This window comes from Burkholderia oklahomensis C6786 (assembly GCF_000959365.1).
GTDB classification, from domain to species: domain Bacteria; phylum Pseudomonadota; class Gammaproteobacteria; order Burkholderiales; family Burkholderiaceae; genus Burkholderia; species Burkholderia oklahomensis.
Genome location: NZ_CP009555.1, coordinates 3,567,642 through 3,590,854, shown reverse-complemented (window position 1 = coordinate 3,590,854; position 23,213 = coordinate 3,567,642). Strand labels below are relative to the sequence as shown.

21 protein-coding genes and 1 other RNA gene are annotated in these 23,213 nt (G+C 68.0%); 10 read left to right on the top strand and 12 right to left on the bottom strand.

The features are described from left to right. Window positions 1–160: 160 nt before the first annotated feature. A complete protein-coding gene (locus BG90_RS15995) occupies window positions 161–859 on the top strand; it encodes a Bax inhibitor-1/YccA family protein (RefSeq protein WP_010103228.1) in 699 nt (232 codons plus the stop codon). Window positions 860–947: 88 nt separating this feature from the next. Here the strand turns inward: BG90_RS15995 and rlmD are convergent, their stop codons facing one another. Beyond that, window positions 948–2,345, bottom strand: coding sequence for a 23S rRNA (uracil(1939)-C(5))-methyltransferase RlmD (rlmD, locus tag BG90_RS15990; RefSeq protein ID WP_010103224.1), 1,398 nt, complete (start codon window positions 2,343–2,345; stop codon window positions 948–950). A gap of 76 nt (window positions 2,346–2,421) precedes the next feature. Between rlmD and BG90_RS15985 the strand changes: the two genes are divergently transcribed. Then, the gene (locus BG90_RS15985; protein ID WP_010115054.1) at window positions 2,422–3,282 is read left to right on the top strand and encodes an endonuclease/exonuclease/phosphatase family protein; all 861 of its coding nucleotides are present in this window, start codon (window positions 2,422–2,424) and stop codon (window positions 3,280–3,282) included. Between the two features lie 78 nt (window positions 3,283–3,360). On the opposite strand, the gene BG90_RS15980 is transcribed toward BG90_RS15985, so the two are convergent. From BG90_RS15980 to ffs, 10 genes are all read right to left on the bottom strand, one after another. Further along, the gene (locus BG90_RS15980; RefSeq protein WP_010103219.1) at window positions 3,361–4,137 is read right to left on the bottom strand and encodes a 3'-5' exonuclease; all 777 of its coding nucleotides are present in this window, start codon (window positions 4,135–4,137) and stop codon (window positions 3,361–3,363) included. 7 nt (window positions 4,138–4,144) lie between these two features. Then, complete coding sequence (gene rpoS, locus BG90_RS15975; protein WP_010103218.1) at window positions 4,145–5,233, bottom strand: RNA polymerase sigma factor RpoS; 1,089 nt, start codon at window positions 5,231–5,233, stop codon at window positions 4,145–4,147. An 11-nt stretch (window positions 5,234–5,244) separates the two neighbouring features. After that, the gene (locus BG90_RS15970) at window positions 5,245–6,114 is read right to left on the bottom strand and encodes a peptidoglycan DD-metalloendopeptidase family protein (RefSeq protein ID WP_010115051.1); all 870 of its coding nucleotides are present in this window, start codon (window positions 6,112–6,114) and stop codon (window positions 5,245–5,247) included. Window positions 6,115–6,125: 11 nt separating this feature from the next. Further along, entirely contained in the window at window positions 6,126–7,124 is a 999-nt protein-coding gene (locus BG90_RS15965) for a protein-L-isoaspartate(D-aspartate) O-methyltransferase (RefSeq protein WP_038802897.1), read from the bottom strand. Continuing rightward, window positions 7,121–7,882, bottom strand: coding sequence for a 5'/3'-nucleotidase SurE (gene surE, locus BG90_RS15960; protein ID WP_010103208.1), 762 nt, complete (start codon window positions 7,880–7,882; stop codon window positions 7,121–7,123). The genes BG90_RS15965 and surE overlap by 4 nt, the downstream gene beginning before the upstream one ends. 106 nt (window positions 7,883–7,988) lie before the next feature. After that, window positions 7,989–9,194 (bottom strand): CaiB/BaiF CoA transferase family protein, encoded by a 1,206-nt coding sequence (locus BG90_RS15955; RefSeq protein ID WP_010103207.1) that lies wholly within the window; start codon window positions 9,192–9,194, stop codon window positions 7,989–7,991. A gap of 63 nt (window positions 9,195–9,257) precedes the next feature. After that, complete coding sequence (recR, locus tag BG90_RS15950) at window positions 9,258–9,860, bottom strand: recombination mediator RecR (RefSeq protein WP_010103205.1); 603 nt, start codon at window positions 9,858–9,860, stop codon at window positions 9,258–9,260. 31 nt (window positions 9,861–9,891) lie between these two features. Then, window positions 9,892–10,218 carry a YbaB/EbfC family nucleoid-associated protein gene (locus BG90_RS15945; protein ID WP_006026979.1) on the bottom strand — a complete coding sequence of 109 codons (327 nt, stop codon included), beginning with the start codon at window positions 10,216–10,218 and terminating at the stop codon, window positions 9,892–9,894. Window positions 10,219–10,312: 94 nt separating this feature from the next. Beyond that, window positions 10,313–12,763: a DNA polymerase III subunit gamma/tau gene (locus tag BG90_RS15940; RefSeq protein WP_045568217.1), complete on the bottom strand. Its 2,451-nt coding sequence runs from the start codon at window positions 12,761–12,763 to the stop codon at window positions 10,313–10,315. 134 nt (window positions 12,764–12,897) lie between these two features. Beyond that, window positions 12,898–12,996: signal recognition particle sRNA small type (ffs, locus tag BG90_RS32980), an RNA gene on the bottom strand. 404 nt (window positions 12,997–13,400) lie between these two features. On the opposite strand from ffs, the gene trxA reads away from it, so the two are divergent. The 8 genes from trxA to BG90_RS15900 all read left to right on the top strand — a co-directional run bounded on the left by trxA (window position 13,401) and on the right by BG90_RS15900 (window position 22,088). Continuing rightward, entirely contained in the window at window positions 13,401–13,727 is a 327-nt protein-coding gene (gene trxA, locus BG90_RS15935; protein ID WP_009890789.1) for a thioredoxin TrxA, read from the top strand. 194 nt (window positions 13,728–13,921) lie between these two features. Continuing rightward, entirely contained in the window at window positions 13,922–15,184 is a 1,263-nt protein-coding gene (rho, locus tag BG90_RS15930; RefSeq protein WP_010103198.1) for a transcription termination factor Rho, read from the top strand. 138 nt (window positions 15,185–15,322) lie between these two features. Then, window positions 15,323–15,838 carry a MerR family transcriptional regulator gene (locus tag BG90_RS15925; protein WP_010115035.1) on the top strand — a complete coding sequence of 172 codons (516 nt, stop codon included), beginning with the start codon at window positions 15,323–15,325 and terminating at the stop codon, window positions 15,836–15,838. Beyond that, on the top strand, window positions 15,835–17,391 hold the full coding sequence (locus BG90_RS15920; protein ID WP_010115033.1) for an MFS transporter: 1,557 nt from the start codon (window positions 15,835–15,837) through the stop codon (window positions 17,389–17,391). Before BG90_RS15925 ends, BG90_RS15920 begins: the two co-directional genes overlap by 4 nt. Window positions 17,392–17,432: 41 nt before the next feature. Continuing rightward, window positions 17,433–18,278, top strand: coding sequence for a M90 family metallopeptidase (locus BG90_RS15915; RefSeq protein ID WP_010115031.1), 846 nt, complete (start codon window positions 17,433–17,435; stop codon window positions 18,276–18,278). Between the two features lie 213 nt (window positions 18,279–18,491). After that, window positions 18,492–18,755 (top strand): type B 50S ribosomal protein L31, encoded by a 264-nt coding sequence (locus tag BG90_RS15910; protein WP_010103191.1) that lies wholly within the window; start codon window positions 18,492–18,494, stop codon window positions 18,753–18,755. 225 nt (window positions 18,756–18,980) lie between these two features. After that, a complete protein-coding gene (locus BG90_RS15905) occupies window positions 18,981–20,729 on the top strand; it encodes an ArnT family glycosyltransferase (RefSeq protein ID WP_010115027.1) in 1,749 nt (582 codons plus the stop codon). A 3-nt stretch (window positions 20,730–20,732) separates the two neighbouring features. Further along, on the top strand, window positions 20,733–22,088 hold the full coding sequence (locus BG90_RS15900; protein WP_010115026.1) for an MATE family efflux transporter: 1,356 nt from the start codon (window positions 20,733–20,735) through the stop codon (window positions 22,086–22,088). Window positions 22,089–22,222: 134 nt separating this feature from the next. Here the strand turns inward: BG90_RS15900 and lipA are convergent, their stop codons facing one another. Then, complete coding sequence (lipA, locus tag BG90_RS15895; RefSeq protein WP_010115024.1) at window positions 22,223–23,212, bottom strand: lipoyl synthase; 990 nt, start codon at window positions 23,210–23,212, stop codon at window positions 22,223–22,225. Window position 23,213 lies beyond the last annotated feature (1 nt).

Below are 23,213 nucleotides of genomic sequence, written 5' to 3'. Positions count from 1 at the left end.
ACGATCGAAAGGTTCTAATACATCGTGTTTCGCGGGCGCCGAGGCGTTGAAACCTCCGCTCTCGAAACCTATCTTAGGGGTAGCGGCATCACGGTTTTTTGCGGCGCAACAAGCGCGCCGCCCGCCGGCGGCGCCGCCACGTTCCATGTTAGGAGAAACCATGAACGACTATCCGTACAACTTCGGCCGCGGCGGCGCGATCAGCACGGCCGAGACCCGCAACCGCGTGCTGCGCAACACCTACTGGCTCCTCGCGCTGTCGATGGTGCCGACCGTGCTCGGCGCGTGGGTCGGCGTCGCGACGGGTTTCTCGCTGTTCGCCGCGACGAGCCCGATGATGAGCCTTCTCGCGTTCTTCGCGATCGCGTTCGGCTTCATGTTCGCGATCGAGCGCACGAAGAACAGCTCGGCCGGCGTGTTCGTGCTGCTCGGCTTCACGTTCTTCATGGGCCTGATGCTGTCGCGCCTCTTGAGCTTCATCCTCGGCTTCTCGAACGGACCGTCGCTCATCATGCTGGCGTTCGGCGGCACCGGCGTGATCTTCGCCGCGATGGCGACGGTCGCGACCGTCAGCAAGCGCGATTTCTCGGGCCTCGGCAAGTGGCTCTTCGTCGGCGTGATCGTGCTCCTGCTCGCGATGGTCGCGAACATGTTCCTGCAACTGCCGGCGCTGATGCTGACCGTGTCGGTGCTCGCGATCGTGATCTTCTCGGCGTACATGCTGTTCGACGTCCAGCGCGTCGTGAACGGCGGCGAGACCAACTACATCAGCGCGACGCTCGCGATCTACCTCGATCTGTACAACGTGTTCACGAACCTGCTCGCGCTGCTCGGCATTTTCGGCGGCAACCGCAACTGAGCCTGAGCGACGCTCGCCGCGCATCGCGAAAAACCAACCGGCCCGAGGGCCGGTTTTTTCTTGCGCGCGTGCCGCGCGGGCGCCGGCGTCATGCGCGCTCGAAGAGCGCGATCGATTCGACGTGCGACGTGTGCGGGAACATGTTGACGACACCCGCGCCCTTCAGGCGATAGCCCGCCTCGTGCACGAGGAGACCCGCGTCCCGCGCGAGCGTCGACGGATTGCACGACACGTAGACGATCCGCGCGGGCAGCGGCCCGACGCCGCTCTGCGCGATCTCCGCGAGCGCCTTCGACACCGCGAGCGCGCCTTCGCGCGGCGGATCGATCAGGACCTTGTCGAACGCGCCGAGTGCGCGCAGATCGTCGGCCGTGACCTCGAACAGGTTGCGGCATGCGAACGACGTATGGCCGTCGACGCCGTTTTCCTTCGCATTCTCGAGCGCGCGCGACGTCAGCGTCTCGCTGCCCTCGATCCCGACCACCTCGCGCGCGAGCCGCGCGAGCGGCAGCGTGAAGTTTCCGATCCCGCAGAACAGATCGAGCACGCGATCGCCGCGCGAGGGCGCGAGGAGGCGCAGCGCGCGGCCGACGAGCACGCGGTTGATCTGGTGATTGACCTGCGTGAAGTCGGTCGGCTTGAACGGCATCCGGATCCCGTATTCGGGCAGCGTGTAGTCGAGCCGCACGTCGAGCGGATAGAACGGCGCGACCGTATCCGGTCCCTTCGGCTGCAGCCAGAACTGTACGCGATGCGTGTCGGCGAATTCGCGCAAGAGCGCCTCGTCGGCCGCGTTGATCGGCTCGAGCACGCGCAGCACGAGCGCCGTCACCTGCGAGCCGACCGCGAGCTCGATCTGCGGCATGCGGTCGCGGATCGACAGTTGCTCGACGAGCCGGCGCAGCGGCACGAGCATCGCCGACACGTGCGGCGGCAGCACTTCGCAGCTCGTCATGTCGGCGACGTAGCTGCTCTTCTTCTCGTGGAAGCCGACGAGCACGCCGCCCTTCTTCGCGACGTGGCGCACGGTGAGGCGCGCCCGATACCGGTAGCCCCACGACGGGCCGTGAATCGGCGCGAACATCGCTTCCGCGCGCAGCTTCGCGAGATGCCACAGGTTGTCCTCGAGCACGCGCTGCTTGATCGCGACCTGCGCGCGCATGTCGAGATGCTGCATCGAGCAGCCGCCGCAGGTGCCGAAAAACGTGCATTTCGGCTGCGTGCGCATCACGCTCGGGCGCAGAATATCGACGACTTGCGCCTGCTCGTAGGTCGGCTTGCGGCGGAAGCTCGAATACGTGACGCGCTCGCCGGGCAACGCGCCTTCGACGAAAATCACCTTGCCGGGCTCGCCGTTTTCGTCGACGACGCGGCCGACGCCGCGCGCTTCCATGTCGAGCGAATCGATATCGAGAACCGGGGCGCGATCGGGGGCGGCGGGCGCATTCGACGCGCGGCGCGAAGGGAGAGGGACGGCTTCTGACACCAGCTTTTCCTGACGAACGATTGTGGGGAAAGGCGAGATTGTAGACGAACGGCCGTCACGCAATGGAGATTCGACGATGCGACTCATCAGTTGGAACATCCAATGGGGACGGGACGCCGACGGCACGGTCGACCTCGCTCGCACCATCGACGCCGCCCGGCGGCTCGTCGACTTCGACGTGCTGTGCATGCAGGAAGTCACGCGCGGCTTTCGCGCGCTGCCGGGCGGCCCGTCCGACGATCAGTATGCCGAACTGGCCGCGCTATTGCCAGGCTACTCCGTATTCGACGCGATCGGCGTCGATCTGCCGCCGCTCGAGCCCGGCGCGCCGCGCCGGCAGTTCGGCAACGCGCTCGCGACGCGGCTGCCCGTCGAGCGCGTGATGCGCCACGCGCTGCCGTGGCCTGCGAGCGCGGCCGCGCCGTCGATGCCGCGCTGCGCGCTCGAAGTCACGCTGCGCGCGCCGCTCGGTGCGCTGCGTGTCGTCGTCACGCATCTCGAGTACTACTCGGCCGAGCAGCGGCTCGCCCAGGTCGACGCGCTGCGACGCCTGCACCGCGAGGCAGCCGCGCATACGCGCGCGAGCGCGCCGCCGGAGACGCCGACCGGCCCGTTCGCACCGTCGGCGCGCGCGGCCGACGCGATCGTCTGCGGCGACTTCAACAGCGCGTACCGCAGCGACGCGTATCGGCGCTTTCTCGCGCCGTTTCCGGACGCGCCGCGCTTCGTCGACGCGTGGCTCGCGCGCCATCCGGGCGAGACGCCGCCGATGACGGCGGGGGTCTACGACACCGAGCAATGGAAGGAAGGGCCGCTCACCTGCGATTTCGCGTTCGTCACCGATACGCTCATCGGCCGTCTGTCGCGCTGCGAGATCGACGGCGCGGTGCGCGCGTCCGACCATCAGCCGATCGCGCTCGAATTGAGCGACACATGAGCGCCGAAGCGCCGGTCGGCTGGCAGGCGGATGGAGGCAAACGGGAAGTGCGGCGTCCGCCGCGCGGCGGACGTCCGGTCACGCGTCGAACGCGGCGAGGTACTCGGCCCAGTGCGGCGCCGGCTCCTGCGCGAGCGAGTTCTTCACGAGCGCGATCTCCTCGGCGTACTCGGCGGGCGACAGGCCGCCGCGCATCTGCTGGAACCGGCAATACAGCAAGTACGTGTTCACGACGTCGGTCTCGCAGTAGTTGCGGATCTCTTCGATCCGCCCTTCCTGGAACGCCGTCCATACCTGGCTGCCGTCCATCCCGAGCTTGCCCGGGAAGCCGCACAGCTTCGCGAGCGCGTCGAGCGGCGCGCTCGCGCGCGGCTGATAGAGCGCGAGCAGATCCATCAGGTCGAGGTGCCGCGTGTGATAGCGCGACAGATAGTTGTTCCACTTGAACTCCCGATCGTCCTCGCCCATGTCCCAGTAGCGCGGCGCCGCGACGCCGTGCACGAGTCCGCGGTAATGCAGCACCGGCAGATCGAAGCCGCCGCCGTTCCACGACACGATCTGCGGCGTGTATTTCTCGATCACGCGGTAGAACGACTGGATCAGCGTCGCTTCCGGGTCGCCGGGCGCGCCGAGCGAGCGCACGCGAAAGCCGGTGTTGTCGCGAAACACGCACGAGATCGCCGCGATCCGTTGCAGATGGAGCGGCAGGAAATCGCTGCCCGTCTTCTCACGGCGCGCGGCGAACGCGTGCTCGGCCACGTCGGCGTCGGCGAGATCGGCGGGCAGATCTTCAAGACGGCGAATGCCGTCGACATCGGGAATCGTCTCGATGTCAAAAACCAGAATCGGTGTCATTGATCAGTTACAGAACGGCGTCCTTGCGTACGCCGTTGGATGCGAAAAACCGCTTGAGCCGCACGAGCGCTTCCTGCTGGATCTGGCGAACCCGCTCGCGGGTCAGCCCCATCTCGTCGGCAAGCTCCTCGAGCGTCGCGGGTTCGATGTGGTTGAGGCCGAAGCGCCGCTCGATCACGTGGCGGTGCTTGTCCGACAGGCGCGACAGCCACGCGCGCGTCAGCGTCTCCAGCTCGCGGTGCTGAACCTCCGCATCGGGCGACTGGCTCTGGTCGTCGGGCAGCAGATCGAGCAGGCTGCTCGCCGGATCGAGATCGAGCGGCGCGTCGAGCGACGCGGTGTGCTCGTTCAGCGCGAGGATGTCCGTGACCTCCTCGGCCGTCTTGCCGGTCAGATACGCGATGTCGTCGATGCTCGCCTCGCGGCGCTCGGCCGCCTCGCCCGTGGAAAGCGAGTTCTTCTCCAGATGGCGCTTCGCGCGCAGCACCTGGTTCAGCTCGCGGATCACGTGCACCGGCAGCCGCACCGTGCGCGCCTGATTCATGATCGCGCGCTCGATGCTCTGGCGGATCCACCAGGTCGCGTACGTCGAGAAGCGGAAGCCGCGCGTCGGATCGAATTTCTCGATCGCATGCATGAGCCCGAGGTTGCCTTCTTCGATCAGATCGAGCAGCGGCACGCCGCGATTCAGATAGCCTTTCGCAATGCTGACGACGAGCCGCAGGTTCCGCTCGATCATCACTTGCCGCGCGTCGAATTCGCCCGCCTTCGCGAGCCGCGAATAGCGCTGCTCTTCCTCGACCGTCAAGAGCGGCTTCACGCTGATGCGGTTCAGGTAGTGCTGGATCGTGTCGGCGGTGAGCTCCGCCTGCAGAAGCGCCCGAAAATCGTCGAGATCGGGCGCCGCGTCGGCGGTGCCGCCGCGCTCTTCGCCCGAGTCGTCCGAATCCGCCTCGCGCGACTCGTAGTCGCGTTCGTTGTCGGCGACGTCTTCGTCCTCGTCCGTCGAAGCACCAGCACGCTCCACCGATGCTTGCGTGGCTCGACTGATTTTCTCAGACTCGGCTTGCGGCTCGTGGCGCTTCGATTTCGGCATGGTCGTCTCGTTTATTGAGGCGGCAAATACTTCAGCGGATCGACAGGTTTACCCTGCCGGCGAACCTCGAAATGCAGCATCACGCGGTCGGAATCGCTGTTACCCATCTCGGCGATCTTCTGGCCTTTCGTCACCGCGTCCCCCTCTTTTACCATCAAAGCGCGATTGTGTGCATACGCCGTGAGATAAGTTGCGTCGTGCTTGATGATAATGAGGTTGCCATAGCCGCGCAGCCCGTTCCCCGCGTAGACCACACGGCCGTCCGCAGCGGCCTTCACGGCTTCGCCGGCCGGGCCGCCGATGTTGATCCCCTTGTTCTTCGAATCGTCGAACGTGTTCAGCAGCGCGCCGCGCACCGGCCACGCGAACGACACGCCGCTGCTCGCGGCAGGCGCGCTCGTGTCGCCCGGCGCAGGCGCGGCGGGCGCGGAGCTCGCGCTGGAACCGGAGCCATAGATCGGCGGCACCGCGGCCGGGCCGCTGGAGAGCGGCGGCGTCGCCGCGCCGCCCGCGATCGGTGCGGCCGTCGTCGCGCCGCCCGGGAGAGGCGCGACGCGCAGCAGCTGATCGACTTCGATCTGGTTCGGGTTCGTGAGGTTGTTCCACGCGGCGATGTCGCGATAATTCTGACCGTTCTCGAGCGCGATCCGATAAAGCGTGTCGCCCGGCTTCACCCGGTAGAAGCCCGGTGGCGCCGGCGGCAGCGGCGCGGCCGGCTGCGTCGCAGCCGTCGTGCCGAGCGAACCGGAACGGTCGACGACGGGCGCCTGGTCGAGCCGCGTCGCGCACGCGCCGAGCAGCGTGAAAGCCGCCACGCAAATCGCGCGCTGAGCGAGCGAGAGCGGAACCTTCGAACGATTGTTTTGCATCGCGCGCAGCATACTCATCGGTATCAAATCACTCCGGATTTTAAAGGGACAAAGAAAACGCGATCAAGCCGCGACTCGCGCCACTGCGCGGGTGCGACGCGCTCCACGAGCGTCAGCACCTGCTCGCCCGCCTGCTCGCCGACAGGCGCGACGAGCCTGCCGCCGATCGCCAATTGTTCCAACAGCGCCCGCGGCACGTCGAGCCCCGCCGCCGCGATCACGATCGCGTCGAACGGTGCCGCGGCGGGCAGACCCACGCGTCCGTCGCCATAATGCAGGCGGATGTTCGGCACGCGCAGCGGCCGTAAATTCAGTTTCGCGCGCTCGTAGAGCGGCTTCACGCGTTCGATCGAATACACGTCGCGCGCGACGCGGCTCAGCACCGCGGCCTGATAGCCGCAGCCCGTGCCGATTTCGAGCACGCGCTCGAGCGTGCGGCCCGCCGCTGCGAGCTCGATCATTCGCGCGACGACCGACGGCTTCGAGATCGTCTGCTGATGGCCGATCGGCAGCGCCGCGTCTTCATACGCCTGGGCCGCAAGCCCCGGATCGACGAACATGTGGCGCGGCACGGCCGCCATCGCTGCGAGCACGCGCGGATCGGTCACGCCGTTCGCCTGCAGCCGTTCGACCATGCGCTCGCGCACCCGTTCCGAAGTCAGCGCGAGCGCGCCCGTCAGCGCGACGTTCGGCGCGGCGCTCTTGTCGCCGTTCTTCGCGGATGCGGGCGGCGCGCCCTTCGCGGCGCCGGGTGCGCCCGGCGCATGCTTCTTCGCGTGCGCGGCCTTCGCCTTCGGAACGGACACGCCGGCCGCCCCCGTCGCGCCGGCCGCGCGATGCGTGCGCCGATCGGGCTTGAGCACGGACGCGGCGGCGGGCGCTGCAGCCGCCGCGGCGGTGAGGCGCTGGCGGGCGGCGTCGCCCGTCGCCTGGCGCTCGGCCGCGCGCCCTTCGGGCTTGCGCGGCTCGCGCTTCAGGTCCTCGAGCACGAGCGGAAACCGCTTCGCGCGCTCGCCGCTCATGAAGCGCCGCTCCCGGCTCGCGCCCAATCGCGCGTGGCTGCCAGCATCTGCGTGTGCGTGAGATCGAGCTGCAGCGGCGTGATCGACACGTAGCCCGCCGCGGTCGCGTGGAAATCCGTGCCTTCGCTCGCGTCGAGCGCCTCGCCCGACGCCCCGATCCAGTAGATCGGCTCGCCGCGCGGATTGGTTTGGCGAATCACCGGCTGCGACGGATGGCGCTTGCCGAGCCGCGTCACGCGCCAGCCCTTCAGCTCGTCGTAAGGCAGGTTCGGAATGTTGACGTTCAGGAGCGGCTGGCCGGGCAGCGGATTGTCGAGATAATGGCGAACGACCTCGGCCGCGACGCGCGCCGCATCCGCGAGATGCGCCCAGTCCTTGTGAACGAGCGAGAACGCGATCGCCGGCACGCCGAACATGATGCCTTCGGTGGCGGCGGCGACCGTGCCGGAATACAGCGTGTCGTCGCCCATGTTCTGGCCGTTGTTGATCCCCGACACGACGAGGTCCGGCTTCGCGTCGAGCATGCCCGTCAGCGCGATGTGCACCGAGTCGGTCGGCGTGCCGTTCACGTAGTAGAAACCCGTGGTCGCCGAGCGCGACACCGAGAGCGGACGCGATAGCGTCAAGGAATTCGACGCGCCGCTGCAATTCTGCTCGGGCGCCATCACCATGACCTCGGCGATCGGGCGCAGCGCTTCGTACAGCGCGGCGATGCCGGGCGCGAGGTATCCGTCGTCGTTGCTGAGTAGTATTCGCATCCGGCGATTGTAACCGAGGAAAGATTGCGCGAGAGCGACAGCCCGGGCCGCCTCGCGCGCGGCGTGCAACGGTGCGCGCGAGGCGCGCCGCGCGCGGCCCCGGCGCTCAGATCGCGCGCCTCTCGCGCAGCGCGGCGATCGCCTGCGCGTCGTAGCCGAGCTCGGCGAGCACCTCGCCCGTATGCTCGCCGAGCTCGGGGCCGAGCCAGCGCGTTTCGCCCGGCGTATCGGACAGCTTCGGCGTCACGTTCGGCAGCGGGATCTCCGCGCCGCCGGCGAGTTTGAAACGCTGGATCATCTGGCGTGCGACGAACTGCGGATCGGTGAACATGTCGGCTACGCTGTAGATCCGCGACGCCGGCACGTCGGCCGCGTTCAGCACCGCGAGCGCGTCGTCGATCGTGCGCTCGGCGAGCCATGCGCCGATCGCCGCGTCGATCTCCTGCGTGCGCGGCACGCGGCCGTCGTTGTGCGCGAGCGCCGGGTCGCCCGCGAGATCGTCGCGGCCGATCGCCTTCATCAGGCGCTTGAAGATCGGATCGCTGTTGCCGCCGATCACGATGCTGCCGTCGCGGCACGGATACGTGTTCGACGGCACGATGCCCGGCAGCGACGCGCCCGTGCGCTCGCGCACGAGCCCGTAGACGCCGTATTCGGGCACGACGCTCTCCATCATGTTGAAGACGGCCTCGTACAGCGCGACGTCGACGACCTGCCCCGCGCCGCCGTTCGCGTTGCGATGATGCAGCGCCATCAGCGCGCCGATCACGCCGTGCAGCGCCGCGATCGAATCGCCGATCGAGATGCCGATGCGCGGCGGCGGCAGCTCCGGATAGCCCGTGATGTGGCGCAGCCCGCCCATCGATTCGGCGATCGCGCCGAAGCCGGGACGGTCGCGATACGGGCCCGTCTGCCCGTAGCCGGACAGGCGCACCATCACGAGGCCCGGATTTTCCGCGGACAGCACGTCGTAGCCGAGCCCGAGTTTTTCGAGCAGGCCCGGGCGGAAGTTCTCGACGACGATGTCGGCTTCGCGCGCGAGGCGGCGCACGATCTCCTTGCCCTCGTCGGACTTCAGGTTGATCGTCACCGATTTCTTGTTGCGCGCCTGCACCGACCACCACAGCGACGTGCCGCCCGCCTCCGGATACAGCTTGCGCCACTTGCGCAGCGGGTCGCCGCCGTTCGGATCTTCGATCTTGATGACTTCCGCGCCGAACTCGGCGAAGAGGCGCGCGGCGAACGGGCCTGCGATCAGCGTGCCGAGTTCGAGCACCTTGACGCCCGCGAGCGGGCCGTGGGTTGCGCTCATGTCGCTTCCTTGGATCGTTGAACGGAGCGCGGCGTTCGGCCGCGCGGTGCCGGCGCGCGCCGGCTAGAGGGTGCGCCTGTCGAGCATCGCGCGGGCGATCGTGCCGGCGTCGACGTATTCGAGCTCGCCGCCCACCGGCACGCCGCGCGCGAGCCGCGTGACGGCGAGACCGCGCGCCTTCAGCGTCTGGCCGAGGTAGTGCGCGGTCGCCTCGCCTTCGTTCGTGAAGTTCGTCGCGAGCACGACCTCCTTCACGACGCCGTCCGATGCGCGGCGCACGAGCCGGTCGAAATGGATCTCCTTCGGACCGATGCCGTCGAGCGGACTCAGGCGGCCCATCAGCACGAAGTACAGCCCGCGGTAGGTCATCGTCTGCTCGAGCATGATCTGATCGGCCGGCGTCTCGACGACGCACAGCAGCGCCGGATCGCGCTCCGGATCGCTGCAGACCTCGCAGATCTGCGCCTCCGTGAACGTGTTGCACTTCTCGCAGTGCCTCAGATGCTCGGTCGCGAACAGGAGCGAGCGCCCGAGCCGCTCCGCGCCCTCCCGATCGTGCTGCATCAGGTGGTACGCGATGCGCTGCGCGGACTTCGGTCCGACGCCCGGCAGCGCGCGCAGCGCTTCGACGAGCTCGGACAGCGCGGAAGGCGGCTTGATGCTCATGCGCAAACGGCGTCGACCGAACGGTTCATCGTCAGAACGGCAGCTTGAAGCCGGGCGGCAGCGGCAGGCCCGCCGTCATGCCGCTCATCTTTTCCTGCGACGTCGCCTCGGCCTTGCGCACCGCGTCGTTGAACGCGGCGGCGACGAGATCCTCGAGCATGTCCTTGTCGTCGGCGAGCAGGCTCGGATCGATCGACACGCGGCGCACTTCGTTGCGGCAGGTCATCGTCACCTTGACGAGCCCCGCGCCCGACTGGCCTTCCACTTCGATGAGGGCCAGCTGCTCCTGCATCTTCTTCATGTTTTCCTGCATCTGCTGGGCCTGCTTCATCAGCCCGGCGAGTTGGCCTTTCATCATGAACTTGCTCCTTCGTAATCGATTGCGAACGGGCGCGATCTTAGCGCCGGTTCATGAATATGGGAATCGGACGCGGCGAGGCGACCGATTCGCGTCAATGCAGCGTCGGCGCGGCGCCGTCCGCAGCGCCCGCTTCCGGGCCGACGGGTCGGATCGAACCCTCGACGATGCTCGCGCCGAATTCGCGCAGCAACTGCTGGACGAACGGATCGGCGCTCATTTCCTGCTCGGCCTCGCGCTGCCGCTTCGCGCGCTCGGCGGCGGCGATCGCGGCCGCGGTGCGGCGCGCCGGTCCGACTTCGACCGAGACCTCGACCGGCTTGCCGAGCGCATCCGCGAGCGCCGCCTTCAGCTTCGCGACTTGCGCGGCATCCGCGTATTGCGGCACCGGCACGGCGAGCTTGAGCACGCCGCCGTCGACCGACGTCAGCTCGCTGTTGAACGCGAGCTGATAAGCGACACCCTTGAGCGACAGGCTGGCGGCGAGCATCGGCCATTCGCCGTCGTAGCCGATCGCGTCGAGCGGAATCGCCTCCGGCAGCGGACGCGTGTCGACGGGCGGCGCGGCCGCCGGCTTCGGCGCGCCCCGGACGTCGTCGGGACCGCTGTCGAATACCGGAACGAATCCGTCGTCGGGCGGGATGAAGCCGTCGTCCATCGAAAACGGCACGTAGTCGTCGGGCGGGATGTCCTCCCACGGCGGCGGCGCGTTGCGAGACCCGGCGCGCGCGGCGCCGTTCGGCGCCGCATCGCCTTGTGCCGAGCGGGCGCGCGGCGTCGGCACCGGCACGCGCGGCGCGGACTTCGCGGCGGGTGCGGCAGCCGGCTCGGCCGAGCGGGCGGCGCCGGCGCCACGGCCGCGATCGGACGACACGCGCATGCCCGCGTTGCGCAGCACGTCGAGCGCCGCGGCCGCACCGGTCGCGCGCGACGCGGGTGCGAAAGCCGGCGCGGCGGGTGCGGCCGGCGCTTGCTCGGCTGCGGCAGGGGCCGACTCCGCCGCGATTTCAGCCGTCGACGCGGCGGCAGCAGGCATGGCCGCAGCGATCGTTGCGACGGCTGTCGGTTCAGGCGAGGCGGCCGCGCGCGCCGCGGATTCGGATGCAGCGCTTGGCTGCGAGTTCGCCGGCGCGCTCGATTCGGCGCGCGGCGCGGCGGAACGTGGCTGCGCGTCATCCGATCGAGCGCCCGCCGGGACACGCGCGTTCGCCGGCGCGTCGCCGTCGTTCGCGGGCGCATCGGCGCTTCGCTCCGCCGCTGTCGGCTCGGCTTGCGCAGGCGGCGGATCGGAGCGAGCCGCCTTCGCGCGTGCGCCACCCGCCTTCGGCGCTTGCGCCGCAGCGGCAGTCGCGGTCGGCGCCGCCGATGCACCGAGCGCCGCAGCCGCGCGCGCGCTCGACTTCGTCGCCGCACCGCTCGCCTGCGCCGGCAGCCCGCCGCCCGGCGCGCCGCCGCCCGTCGTCGCGGGTTCGAACGCAAGCATCCGCAACAGCGTCATCGTGAAGCCCGCGTATTCATCGGGCGCGAGACCGAGCTCGCCGCGCCCGACCGTCGCGATCTGGTAATAGAGCTGCACCTGCTCCGGACTCATCAGCTCGGCGAAACGGCGCAGATCGGCCGCTTCCGGCCATTCGTCGAGCACCGATGCCGGCGCGAACTGCGCCCATGCGATCCGGTGAAGCAGGCTCGCGAGATCCTGCAGCGCGGCCGAGAACGACAGGCTGCGCAGCGCCATCTCGTCGGCGACGGCCAGGATCTGCGGGCCGTCGGCCGCGGCGAGCGCGTCGAGGAGGCGCACCATGTAAGTCTGGTCGAGCGTGCCGAGCATGCCGGACACGGCGGTTTCCGTCACTTCGTTCGCCGAATACGCAATCGCCTGGTCGGTCAGCGACAGCGCATCGCGCATGCTGCCCTGCGCGGCGCGCGCGAGAAGACGCAGCGCCTGCGGCTCGAACGCGATCTCTTCTTCGCCGAGAATCCGTTCGAGATGCGACACGATGTGCCCGGCCGGCATCTGCTTCAGATTGAACTGCAGGCAGCGCGACAGCACGGTGACGGGAATCTTTTGCGGATCGGTGGTCGCGAGGATGAACTTGACGTGCGGCGGCGGCTCCTCGAGCGTCTTCAGCATCGCGTTGAACGCGTGGTTCGTCAGCATGTGCACTTCGTCGATCATGTAGACCTTGAAGCGCGCATCGACGGGCGCGTACACCGCGCGCTCGAGCAGCGCGGCCATTTCGTCGACGCCGCGATTGCTCGCCGCGTCCATTTCGACATAGTCGACGAAGCGCCCCTCATCGATTTCGCGGCACGCGCGGCACACGCCGCACGGCTGCGACGTGACGCCCGTCTCGCAATTGAGCGCCTTCGCGAAGATGCGCGACAGCGTGGTCTTGCCGACCCCGCGCGTGCCCGTAAATAGATAGGCGTGATGCAAACGCCCGCCGTCGAGCGCGTGCGTGAGCGCCCTGACGACGTGCTCCTGGCCGACGAGCGAAGCGAAATCCTTCGGACGCCACTTGCGTGCGAGAACTTGATAGGTCATCGGGAAATTGTATCAGCAACGCCGCGCCGCGCCGACAGGTTGAACGTCGCGAAATGCGCGCACATCGGAGCCGGTTGGGAAGCGAAAGGAAAGGGAGAAAAACGGAAGAATGCGAGCGGGAAATTCAAGCGGAAGGTGACGAGCCCGACCCTCGGCACTGGCGGAAAACGGCTGTGGCTGCTTCGTTCCCGACCTGACCAGGTTGACCGTCCCACCATGCGAGGAGGCCCGTCACGGCGCATTCTAGCATCGCTTCGCGAGCGGCGCGACCGTTATTCGCATACGAGACGGCAAATCGCGCCATTCCCGATGCCGATCCGCACCGTCGCGAACGCGCCGCCCGCCCGAATCCTGCCCGCCTCTCGCCTCTTGCAATTCGCCGCGCCGCTCCCATTTGATCCGCACGCGGGCGGCGAGCCGGATGGATGCGCATCCCCCCTATTCGCGTAGCGGCTACTATCGCCGTCAACAGCGGATAGCAATTTAGGCTAATATGACGCCCGAATGACCCGCGAGCCGCGGTATGCAGCCCTCACGCCCTTCTTTTCGCAAGAGCGGAGCTTCCTGCCCCGGCGACCGGCAAAGCCCGTGGGCAGCCGGCGCAGGCAGTCCCCGAACCGAAAGAGGTATTGACCCAATGAGCGAACAGATCAAACACATCAGCGACGCATCGTTCGAGCAAGACGTCGTCAAGTCCGACAAGCCGGTCCTGCTGGACTTCTGGGCCGAGTGGTGCGGTCCGTGCAAGATGATCGCCCCGATCCTCGACGAAGTCGCGAAGGATTACGGCGACAAGCTGCAGATCGCGAAGATCAACGTCGACGACAACCAGGCGACGCCCGCGAAGTTCGGCGTGCGCGGCATCCCGACGCTGATCCTCTTCAAGAACGGCGCGGTCGCCGCGCAGAAGGTCGGCGCGCTGTCGAAGTCGCAGCTCACCGCGTTCCTGGACAGCCATCTCTAAACGGATGCGCCGCGGCGCACGTGTTGTCGGCTGACAACACGTGCGCCGCGAAATCCGCCGATCGGTCGCTCAAGCCCGAATCGGCCTATGCTAGAATCAAAAACGTCGATAAGACGCACATAAGTCTCTGAGCGATTCCGCTCGCCCTCCTCCCTATATCTTTCGTCGCATCTCCTCCCTGGCGGGATCTCCGTATGCATTTATCCGAGCTCAAGTCTCTGCACGTCTCCGAATTGATCGAAATGGCCAATGGCCTGGAGATCGAAAACGCGAACCGCCTGCGCAAGCAGGAGTTGATGTTCGCCATTCTCAAAAAGCGCGCCAAGACGGGAGAAACGATCTTCGGCGACGGCACGCTCGAAGTGCTGCCGGACGGTTTCGGCTTCCTGCGCTCGCCGGAAATGTCGTACCTCGCGAGCACCGACGACATCTACATCAGTCCGTCGCAAATCCGCCGCTTCAACCTGCACACCGGCGACACGATCGAAGGCGAAGTCCGCACGCCGAAGGACGGCGAGCGCTATTTCGCGCTCGTGAAGGTCGACAAAGTCAACGGGCAGCCGCCCGAGGCCTCGAAACACAAGATCATGTTCGAGAACCTCACGCCGCTGCACCCGAACAAGCCGCTCGCGCTCGAGCGCGAAATGCGCGGCGAGGAAAACGTGACGGGCCGCATCGTCGACATGATCGCGCCGATCGGCAAGGGCCAGCGCGGCCTGCTCGTCGCGTCGCCGAAGTCCGGCAAGACGGTGATGCTTCAGCACATCGCGCACGCGATCAAGCAGAACCATCCGGACGTGATCCTGTTCGTGCTCCTCATCGACGAGCGCCCCGAGGAAGTGACCGAAATGCAGCGCTCGGTCGCGGGCGAAGTGATCGCGTCGACGTTCGACGAACCGGCCACGCGTCACGTGCAGGTCGCCGAAATGGTGATCGAGAAGGCCAAGCGCCTCGTCGAGATGAAGCACGACGTCGTGATCCTGCTCGATTCGATCACGCGTCTCGCGCGCGCGTACAACACCGTGATCCCGGCGTCGGGCAAGGTGCTGACGGGCGGCGTCGACGCAAACGCGCTGCAGCGCCCGAAGCGCTTCTTCGGCGCGGCGCGCAACATCGAGGAAGGCGGCTCGCTCACGATCATCGGCACCGCGCTGATCGAAACCGGCAGCCGCATGGATGACGTGATCTACGAAGAGTTCAAGGGCACGGGCAACATGGAAGTGCACCTCGAGCGCCGCCTCGCGGAAAAGCGCGTCTATCCGTCGATCAACCTGAACAAGTCCGGCACGCGTCGCGAAGAGATGCTGATCAAGCCCGAGATCCTCCAGAAGATCTGGGTGCTGCGCAAGTTCATCCACGACATGGACGAAGTCGAAGCGATGGAATTCCTGCTCGACAAGATCCGCCAGACGAAGAACAACGCCGAATTCTTCGATCTGATGCGCCGCGGCGGCTGACGCCCGCCCGCTCGCATGCCGCAGCAAAGAACCGCCCGCTCGCCGGGCGGTTTTTTTATCCCTCAACATGTACGTGAACGTACACGTTGATCTATAATCGCGGACATCGATCCTTCGTCGCCCGGAGATTTCCTCGCCATGAGCGACGCCCCGTCCACCCTGCTCCTGACCGTACGCGACGCCGCCGAGCGGCTCGGCGTGACGCCGCGCACGCTCAAGTACTACGAGGAGCGCGGACTCGTCACGCCGTCGCGCAGCGAAGGCCGCTACCGGTTGTACGACGTCGCGGATCTCGAGCGCTTCGAGCGCATCCTGCGGCTGCGCGCGCTCGGCTTCTCGCTGCACGGCATCACCGAGATGCTGAAGCGCCCGCTCGAAGCGACGGGTGACGGACGGCGGCGCTACTCGGACGCGTCGCTGCGCGACATTCACGCGGATCTGTCGCAGCAGATCGCGACGCTCGATGCGCGCATCGCCGCCGCGCAGCGTGAATTGAAGGAGGTACGCGCGCTGAAGAAGGAATTGCAGCACGACATCGATTACGTCGAGCGCCGGCTCGCCGGCGAAAACCCCGACGAGCTGATCGCCCAGCGCCGGGCCGCGGTGCGCGGCCGCAAGTCGAGCAGCCGCAAGACGGGCGGGACCGACGCATGAGCGCGGCGCCGGATCGGCCGCCGCTCTGGAGCGTCGCGAACCTGCGCGGCGATTTCTTTCCATGGGTGCTCGCGATCGTCACCGGCCTCGACTACTTCGACAACGCGGCTTTCTCGTTCTTCGCGAGCTACATCGCGGGCGGGATCAACGCGTCGCCCGACGAGCTCGTGTGGGCGTCGAGCGCGTACGCGGTGACCGCGGTGCTCGGCATCCTGCAGCAGCAATGGTGGGTCGACCGGCTCGGGCATCGCCGCTACGTCGCCGGCTGCATGCTGATGTTCTCGCTCGGCGCGGCCGCCGCGGCGCTCGCGGACACGTCGCTGCAGCTCGCATTCGCGCGCGGCTTCCAGGGCTATTTCATCGGCCCGATGATGGGCGCGTGCCGGATCCTGATCCAGATCAGCTTCGCGCCGAAAGACCGCCCGCCTGCGACGCGCGCGTTCCTCATCATGCTGCTGCTCGGCAGCGCGCTCGCGCCGATCGCGGGCGGCCTGCTCGTCGCCCACTTCACGTGGCGCGCCCTGTTCGCGTGCACGGTGCCGACGGGCATCCTGTTCGCGGCGCTCGCATTCGTCGCGCTGCCGGATTCCGGCCACACGCCGCCCGACGAGCGCGGCAGCGCGCACTTCTGGCCGTACGTGATCTTCGCGCTCGCGCAGGCCGCGCTGCAGATCGTGATGCAGCAGGTGCGCTTCCAGCTCTTCGCCGGCTCGCCGCAGCTCGTGCTGCTGACGGCGGGCGGCCTCGCCGCGCTCGCGTGGTTCGGCCATCACCAGTGGCATCATCCGGCGCCGCTCGTGCGGCTGCACGCGTTTCGCGAACGCACGTTCCAGGTGGGCCTGCTGCTCTACATGTTCTATTACTACGAGACGACGGGCTACAGCTACCTGATCTCGCGCTTTCTCGAGACCGGGCTCGGCTATCCGGTCGAGAATGCCGGGCGGCTCGTCGGCACGATGTCGCTGATCTCCGCGAGCGCGCTCTTCGTCTATCTGCGCTACGCGAAGCTCCTCACGCACAAGAAATGGATCATCGTGCCGGGCTTCGCGATGGCCGCGTTCGCCGCACTGTGGATGACGCGGATGGCGCCCGACGTCGGCCAGGCCGCGCTCATCGTGCCGCTTCTGATGCGCGGACTGCTGCTCCTCTTCATCGTGCTGCCCGTCGCGAATCTGACGTTTCGCGTGTTCGCGATCGAAGAGTATTCGCACGGCTACCGGCTGAAGAACATCGTTCGACAACTGACGATCTCGTTCGCGACCGCGTCCGTCATCATCGTCGAGCAGCACCGGCTCGCCGTGCATCAGACGCGGCTCGTCGAGCAGGCGAACGTCTACAACCCGCTGTTCCAGCAGACCATCGACACGCTGACGCGCGGCTTCGCCGAGGCGGGCCACGCGCTGAACGACGCGCACGCGCTCGCGCTCGTCACCGTGAGCCGGACGATCGCGCAGCAGGCGTCGTTCCTGTCGTCGCTCGACGGCTTCTATTTTCTCGCGGGCGTCGCGATCTGCGGCGGCATCTTCGCCGCCTGGCAAAAAGAGATCGATTGAGGTACGTTTAGCGCCTGTCGATTCACGCCCTCTCCGCCCCGATGTTTTCCAAACTCACCCAGTGGTTCGACGCGCGCCGCCGCGACCGCGCGCTGCGCTCGCATCCGATCCCGGATGCGCTGTGGCGCGACACGCTCGAGCGCCTGCCGTTTCTGTCGTATCTGTCGAGCGAAGACCGGGAGCGGCTGCGCGAGACGACGAGTCTCTTTCTCGCGCAGAAGTCGTTCTCGACCGCACACGGGCTCGAGCTCACCGATGCGATCGTCGTCGGCATCGCCGCGCAGGCGTGCGTGCCCGTGCTGAACCTCGGCCTCGACCTGTATCGCGGCTGGGTCGGCATCGTCGTCTATCCGGGCGAGTTCGTGATCCGCAAGACGGTCGAGGACGAGGACGGCGTCGTTCACGAAGTCGAGCACGACGCGAGCGGCGAAGCGTGGGAAGGCGGCCCGGTGATCCTGTCGTGGGAGGACGTGCAGATGTCGGACGGCTCGGACGCGTACAACGTCGTGATCCACGAATTCGCGCACAAGATCGACATGATGAGCGGCCCGGCCGACGGTCATCCGCCCCTTTTTCGCCGCTGGCATGCGCCGGGCCTCGACGCCGAACGCTGGGCCGACGTGTTCGACCATGCGTACGACCAATTCTGCGACCGCGTCGACGCAGTGCCGGACCGAGCGTGGGCGCGCTTCGAGCGCGATTCGCTGATCGATCCCTATGCAGCCGACCACCCGTCGGAATTCTTCGCGGTCTGCAGCGAGGCGCTCTTCGTGAAGCCCCGGGCGTTCGAGGCCGAATTTCCGGAGCTTTACCGGCTGCTCGCCCGCTATTACCGGCAGGATCCCGCGCAAACGGGCATCCTCGCGCAACCTGCCGCGCGCGCCTGACGAAAAATTCGCCAAGCGTCTGATTTTCTGGCATAATCGCGAGCTTTCGACCTTAGGCAAGTGGCTCGCGCCGGGCTTTCGCACCGCGCAGCGCCGACCGGCGTCGATTCACGGTGCGCCCAGCAAGCATGTCCCGGCTGTCCGGGCATGATGCGAAGCGCGCCGCGATGCGCAAGCGGCGGGCTGGCTACCGCTCTCACACTGGAAAAAACCATGAAACAAGGCATTCACCCGGATTACCGCGAAGTCGTCTTCCAAGACATGTCGAACGGCTTCAAGTTCATCACGCGCTCGACGATCCAGACGCGCGAAACCGTCGAGCTCGACGGCAAGACCTACCCGCTCGCGAAGATCGAAGTGTCGTCGGAATCGCACTCGTTCTACACCGGCCAGCAAAAGATCATGGATACGGCGGGCCGCGTCGAGAAGTTCAAGAACAAGTTCGGCGCACGCGCCAGCGGCAAGGCTGCGAAGTAAGCTTCGCGCCCACCTCGGCACCGGCCTCGCGCCGGACCGGCTCCGCAAAAAAGGCAGCCCAGGCTGCCTTTTTTTGTCCCCGCTCATCCCGCTCGGCCGCCGAGCGCCGCGCGGGCCGTCCGGTTCGCTGACGCGCGTCGTCGTGCGCGTCTACAATGCCGGATGCTCGAAATGGCCCGCCGCGCCCGCGTCGGGCATGTCACCCATCCTCTGCCGCCCATCTGCATGAAGCCTGTCGTTCGCCTTACCGCTTCCGCCACCCGCGCACTGCCGCGCTGGCTGCTGCTCACGCTCTGCATCGTCTATGCGGCGTTCGGGCTGTTCGGCCGCGATCCGTGGAAGAACGAGGACGCGGCGGGCTTCGGCGTGATGTGGACGATGGCGCAAGGCGGGCTGCACGACTGGCTGCTGCCGAATCTCGTCGGCAAGTTCATTACGTCCGACGGGCCGCTCGGCTACTGGCTCGGCAGCCTCGCGATCCGCGCGCTGCCGTGGATCGACGCGAGCAACGCGTCGCGCGTCTATTCGGGCGTGCTGTTCTGCGTCGCGTCCGCTTTCGTCTGGTATGCCGCGTATCTGCTCGGCCGGCGCGCCGAGATCCAGCCGTTCAAGTATGCGTTCGGCGGCGAGCCCGAGCCGCGCGACTACGGCCGCACGCTCGCCGACGGCGCGCTCCTCGTCCTGCTCGCCTGCTTCGGCCTCGCCGAGCGCGGCCACGAGACGACGCCGCAGCTCGCGCAGTTCGCGTGGATCGCGATGTTCGTCTACGGGCTCGTGCGTGCGATCGACAAGCCGGTGCAAGGCGCGCTCTGCTGGGGCGTCGCGCTCGGCCTCGTCGCGCTGTCGGGCAATCCGGTGCTCGTCGCCGCGCTCGCGGTCGGCACGCTCGCGCTCTATCTCGTCACGCCCGAGATCCGCTGCGTGCAGGTGCCCGCGATCGGGCTGCCGCTTGCCGTCGCGGTGTTCGCGATCTGGCCGTTCGCCGCGCTCGCCGCATTCCCCGACGACGCGGGCTGGTTCTTCGATCAATGGCTGCACGGCAGCCTGATGCGCTTCTCCGGCCCGCCGACGACGGTGCTCGCGTACGCGGCGAAGAACCTGCCGCTCTTCACGTGGCCCGCGTGGCCGCTCGCGATCTGGGCGTGGGTGAGCTGGGCGGGCCTGCGGCGCCGGCCGCATATCGCGATTCCGCTGTCGGTCGTCATGCCGCTCGTCGCGCTCGTGATCCTGCAGAGCCAGCAGACGAACCGGATGTACATGCTGCTGCTGCCGCCGCTCGCCGTCGTCGCGACGTTCGCGCTGCCGACGCTCAAGCGCGGCGCGATCAACGCGATCGACTGGTTCGCGGTGCTGAGCTTCACGATCCTCGGCACGTTCGTGTGGCTCGTGTGGCTCGCGTCGCTGACGGGCTTCCCGCATCCGCTCGCGCGCAATCTCGGCCGCCTCGTGCCGGGCTATGAGCCGCATTTCAAGGTGCTGTCGTTCGTCTGCGCGATCGCGGCGACCGCGTGCTGGCTCGCGCTCGTGCGCTGGCGCATCTCGCGGCAGCCGAAGGTGCTGTGGCGCAGCGTCGTGCTGTCGAGCGCGGGCACGACGCTGATGTGGGTGCTGCTGATGACATTGTGGCTGCCGATCGTCAACTACAGCCGGACCTATCGCGACGTCGCGCAGCAGATCGCCGCGCACCTGCCGTCCGACTACGAGTGCATCTCGCCCGTGCGTCTCGGCGACGCGCAGATCGCGACGTTCGCGTATTTCGGCGACATGCACTTCTCGTTCACCGAGGACTGCGACGTGATCCTGCGCCAGGACCGCGCGGACTTCGGCGAGCCGAGCTCGATGTCGCAGTACGTGTGGCGTCTCGTGTGGGAAGGCCGCCGCGCCGCCGACCGCGACGAGCGCTTCCGTCTGTACGAACGGATCGAACGCCCGAAAACGCCCGTCAAGCGCCGCCCGCCGCACAAGGCCCGCTGACCGATGCTCGGCGACCTCCGCAGGATTGCCGGTCTCGCGTGGCCGGTGCTCGTCGGCCAGCTCGCGATCATCGCGTTCGGCGTGATCGACACCGCGATGGTCGGCCGCTTCTCCGCGCTCGATCTCGCGGCGCTCGGGCTCGGCACGTCGATCTACATATCGGTCTACATCGGGCTGACCGGGATCCTGTCGGCGCTGCAGCCGATCACGGGACAGCTGTACGGCGCGCGACGCTACGCCGAGATCGGCGAGGAAGTGCGCCAGGCGATGTGGCTCGCCGTGCTGCTCGCGGTCCCCGGCTTCCTGCTGCTGCATTTTCCGCAGCCGCTGCTGCAGATCGCGCACGCGCCCGCCGAGCTGCACGAGCGCACGGTCGCGTATCTGCGCATCCTGTCGTTCGGGCTGCCCGCGAGCTTGCTCTTTCGGATCTACAACGCGCTGACGAATGCGGCGGGCAAGCCGCGGCTCGCGATGAGCCTGCAGATCGGCGCGCTCGCCGTCAAAGTGCCGCTCAACATCTGGTTCATTTTCGGCGGCCTCGGCGTGCCCGCGCTCGGCGGCCCCGGCTGCGGGCTCGCGAGCACGCTGATCAACTGGGCGCTCGCGATCGTCGGCTTCACGCTGCTCGCGAAGCTCGACGTGTTCGAGCCGCTCGCGATCTTCTCGCGCTTCACGCGGCCCGTCTGGCAGCGGCAGAAGGCGCTCCTCACGCTCGGCGTGCCGATGGGGCTCTCGTATCTGATCGAGGTCACGTCGTACACGTTCATGGCGCTCTTCATCGCGCAGTTCGGCACGACGACGCTCGCCGGCCATCAGATCGCGAGCAACGTCGGCGCGGTGCTGTACATGATGCCGCTTTCCATCGGCGTCGCGTCGTCGACGCTCGTCGCGCGCGCGCTCGGCGCGAAGCGGCTCGACGAAGCGCGCGCGCTCGGCCGGCACGGGATCGCGCTCGCATGCGCGGCCGCGTGCGTGTACGGGATCGTCGTGTTCGCGCTGCGGCCGCTGATCGTGTCGGGCTACACGCCGAATCCGGCCGTCGTCGCGGCTGCGATGCCGCTCGTCGCGATCGTGACGTTCTATCACTTCTTCGACGCGCTGCAGATCACGACCGCGTTCGTGCTGCGCGCGCACAAGGTCGCCGTCGTGCCGACTGCAATCTATGCGGTCGCGCTGTGGGGCGTCGGGCTCGGCGGCGGCTATCTGCTCGGCTTCGACGTCGGCGGCGTCGTGCCTGCGCCGCTCACGGGCGCGCGCGGCTTCTGGATCGCCAATACGGCGAGCCTGATCCTCGCGGGCGGCGGGCTCGCGCTCTATCTGCGGCGCATCGGGCGGCGGGAGCTGAGCGGCGGGCGGTGACGGGCGGCGGGCGCCTTCCGCCTTGTGCTTTTCGATGCGCGTCTTCCGTCTTCCGTCTTCCGTCTTCCGATTTCCGATTTCCGATCTCCGCCTTCCCGCGCCCGGCCTCCCGCTCCCAATGTCGAGCCTGCGCGTCAGCGCCCGTGCGCCAGTTCCCCCGCGTGATACGACGACCGCACGAGCGGCCCCGCCACCACTTCGGCGAAGCCGAGCGCAAGCGCGTCCGCGCGCCATGCCGCGAACGCGTCCGGCGTCGCGTAGCGCCGCACCGGCAGATGGAAGCGCGACGGCGCGAGGTACTGGCCGATCGTCAGCACGTCGACGCCGTGCGCGCGCAGATCCCGCATCGTGTCGCGCAGTTCGTCGTCACGCTCGCCGAGCCCGACCATCAAGCCCGACTTCGTCACGAGCGACGGCCGCGCGCGCTTCGCCGCCGCGAGCAGCTCGAGCGAGCCGCGATAGTCGGCGCCCGGCCGCGCCGCGCGGTACAGCGACGGCACGGTCTCGACGTTGTGATTGAACACGTCCGGCCACGCGGCCGACAGCGCGTCGAGCGCGCGCTCGGCGCGGCCTCGGAAGTCCGGCGTCAGGATCTCGACGCCGATTCCCGGCACGCGCGAACGCACGGCCGCGACGCAGCGCGCGAAGTGCGCGGCGCCGCCGTCGCGCAGATCGTCGCGATCGACCGACGTGATCACGACGAAGCGCAGGCCGAGCGCCGCGACCGCGTCGGCGAGCCGTTCGGGCTCGTCCGGATCGAGCGGCGCGGGCCGGCCGTGCGCGACGTCGCAAAACGGGCAGCGGCGCGTGCACACCCCGCCCATGATCATGAACGTCGCGGTGCGCTGCGCGAAGCATTCGCCGATGTTCGGACACATCGCCTCCTCGCACACCGAATGCAGCCGATGCGCGCGCAGCACCCCCGCCATCGCGGCGACGGTCTCGCTCATCATCGGCCGCGCACGCAGCCACGGCGGCTTCGGCAGCGCCGGGCCGTCGGCCGGGACGATGCGCACCGGAATCCGCGCGAGCTTGTCGCGACTGCGCACGCCCGGCTGGCCAAGCGCCGTCGCGCCGGCGGAATCGAGCACGGCGGCCGGTGCGGCGGTTCGCGAGGCGGCCATC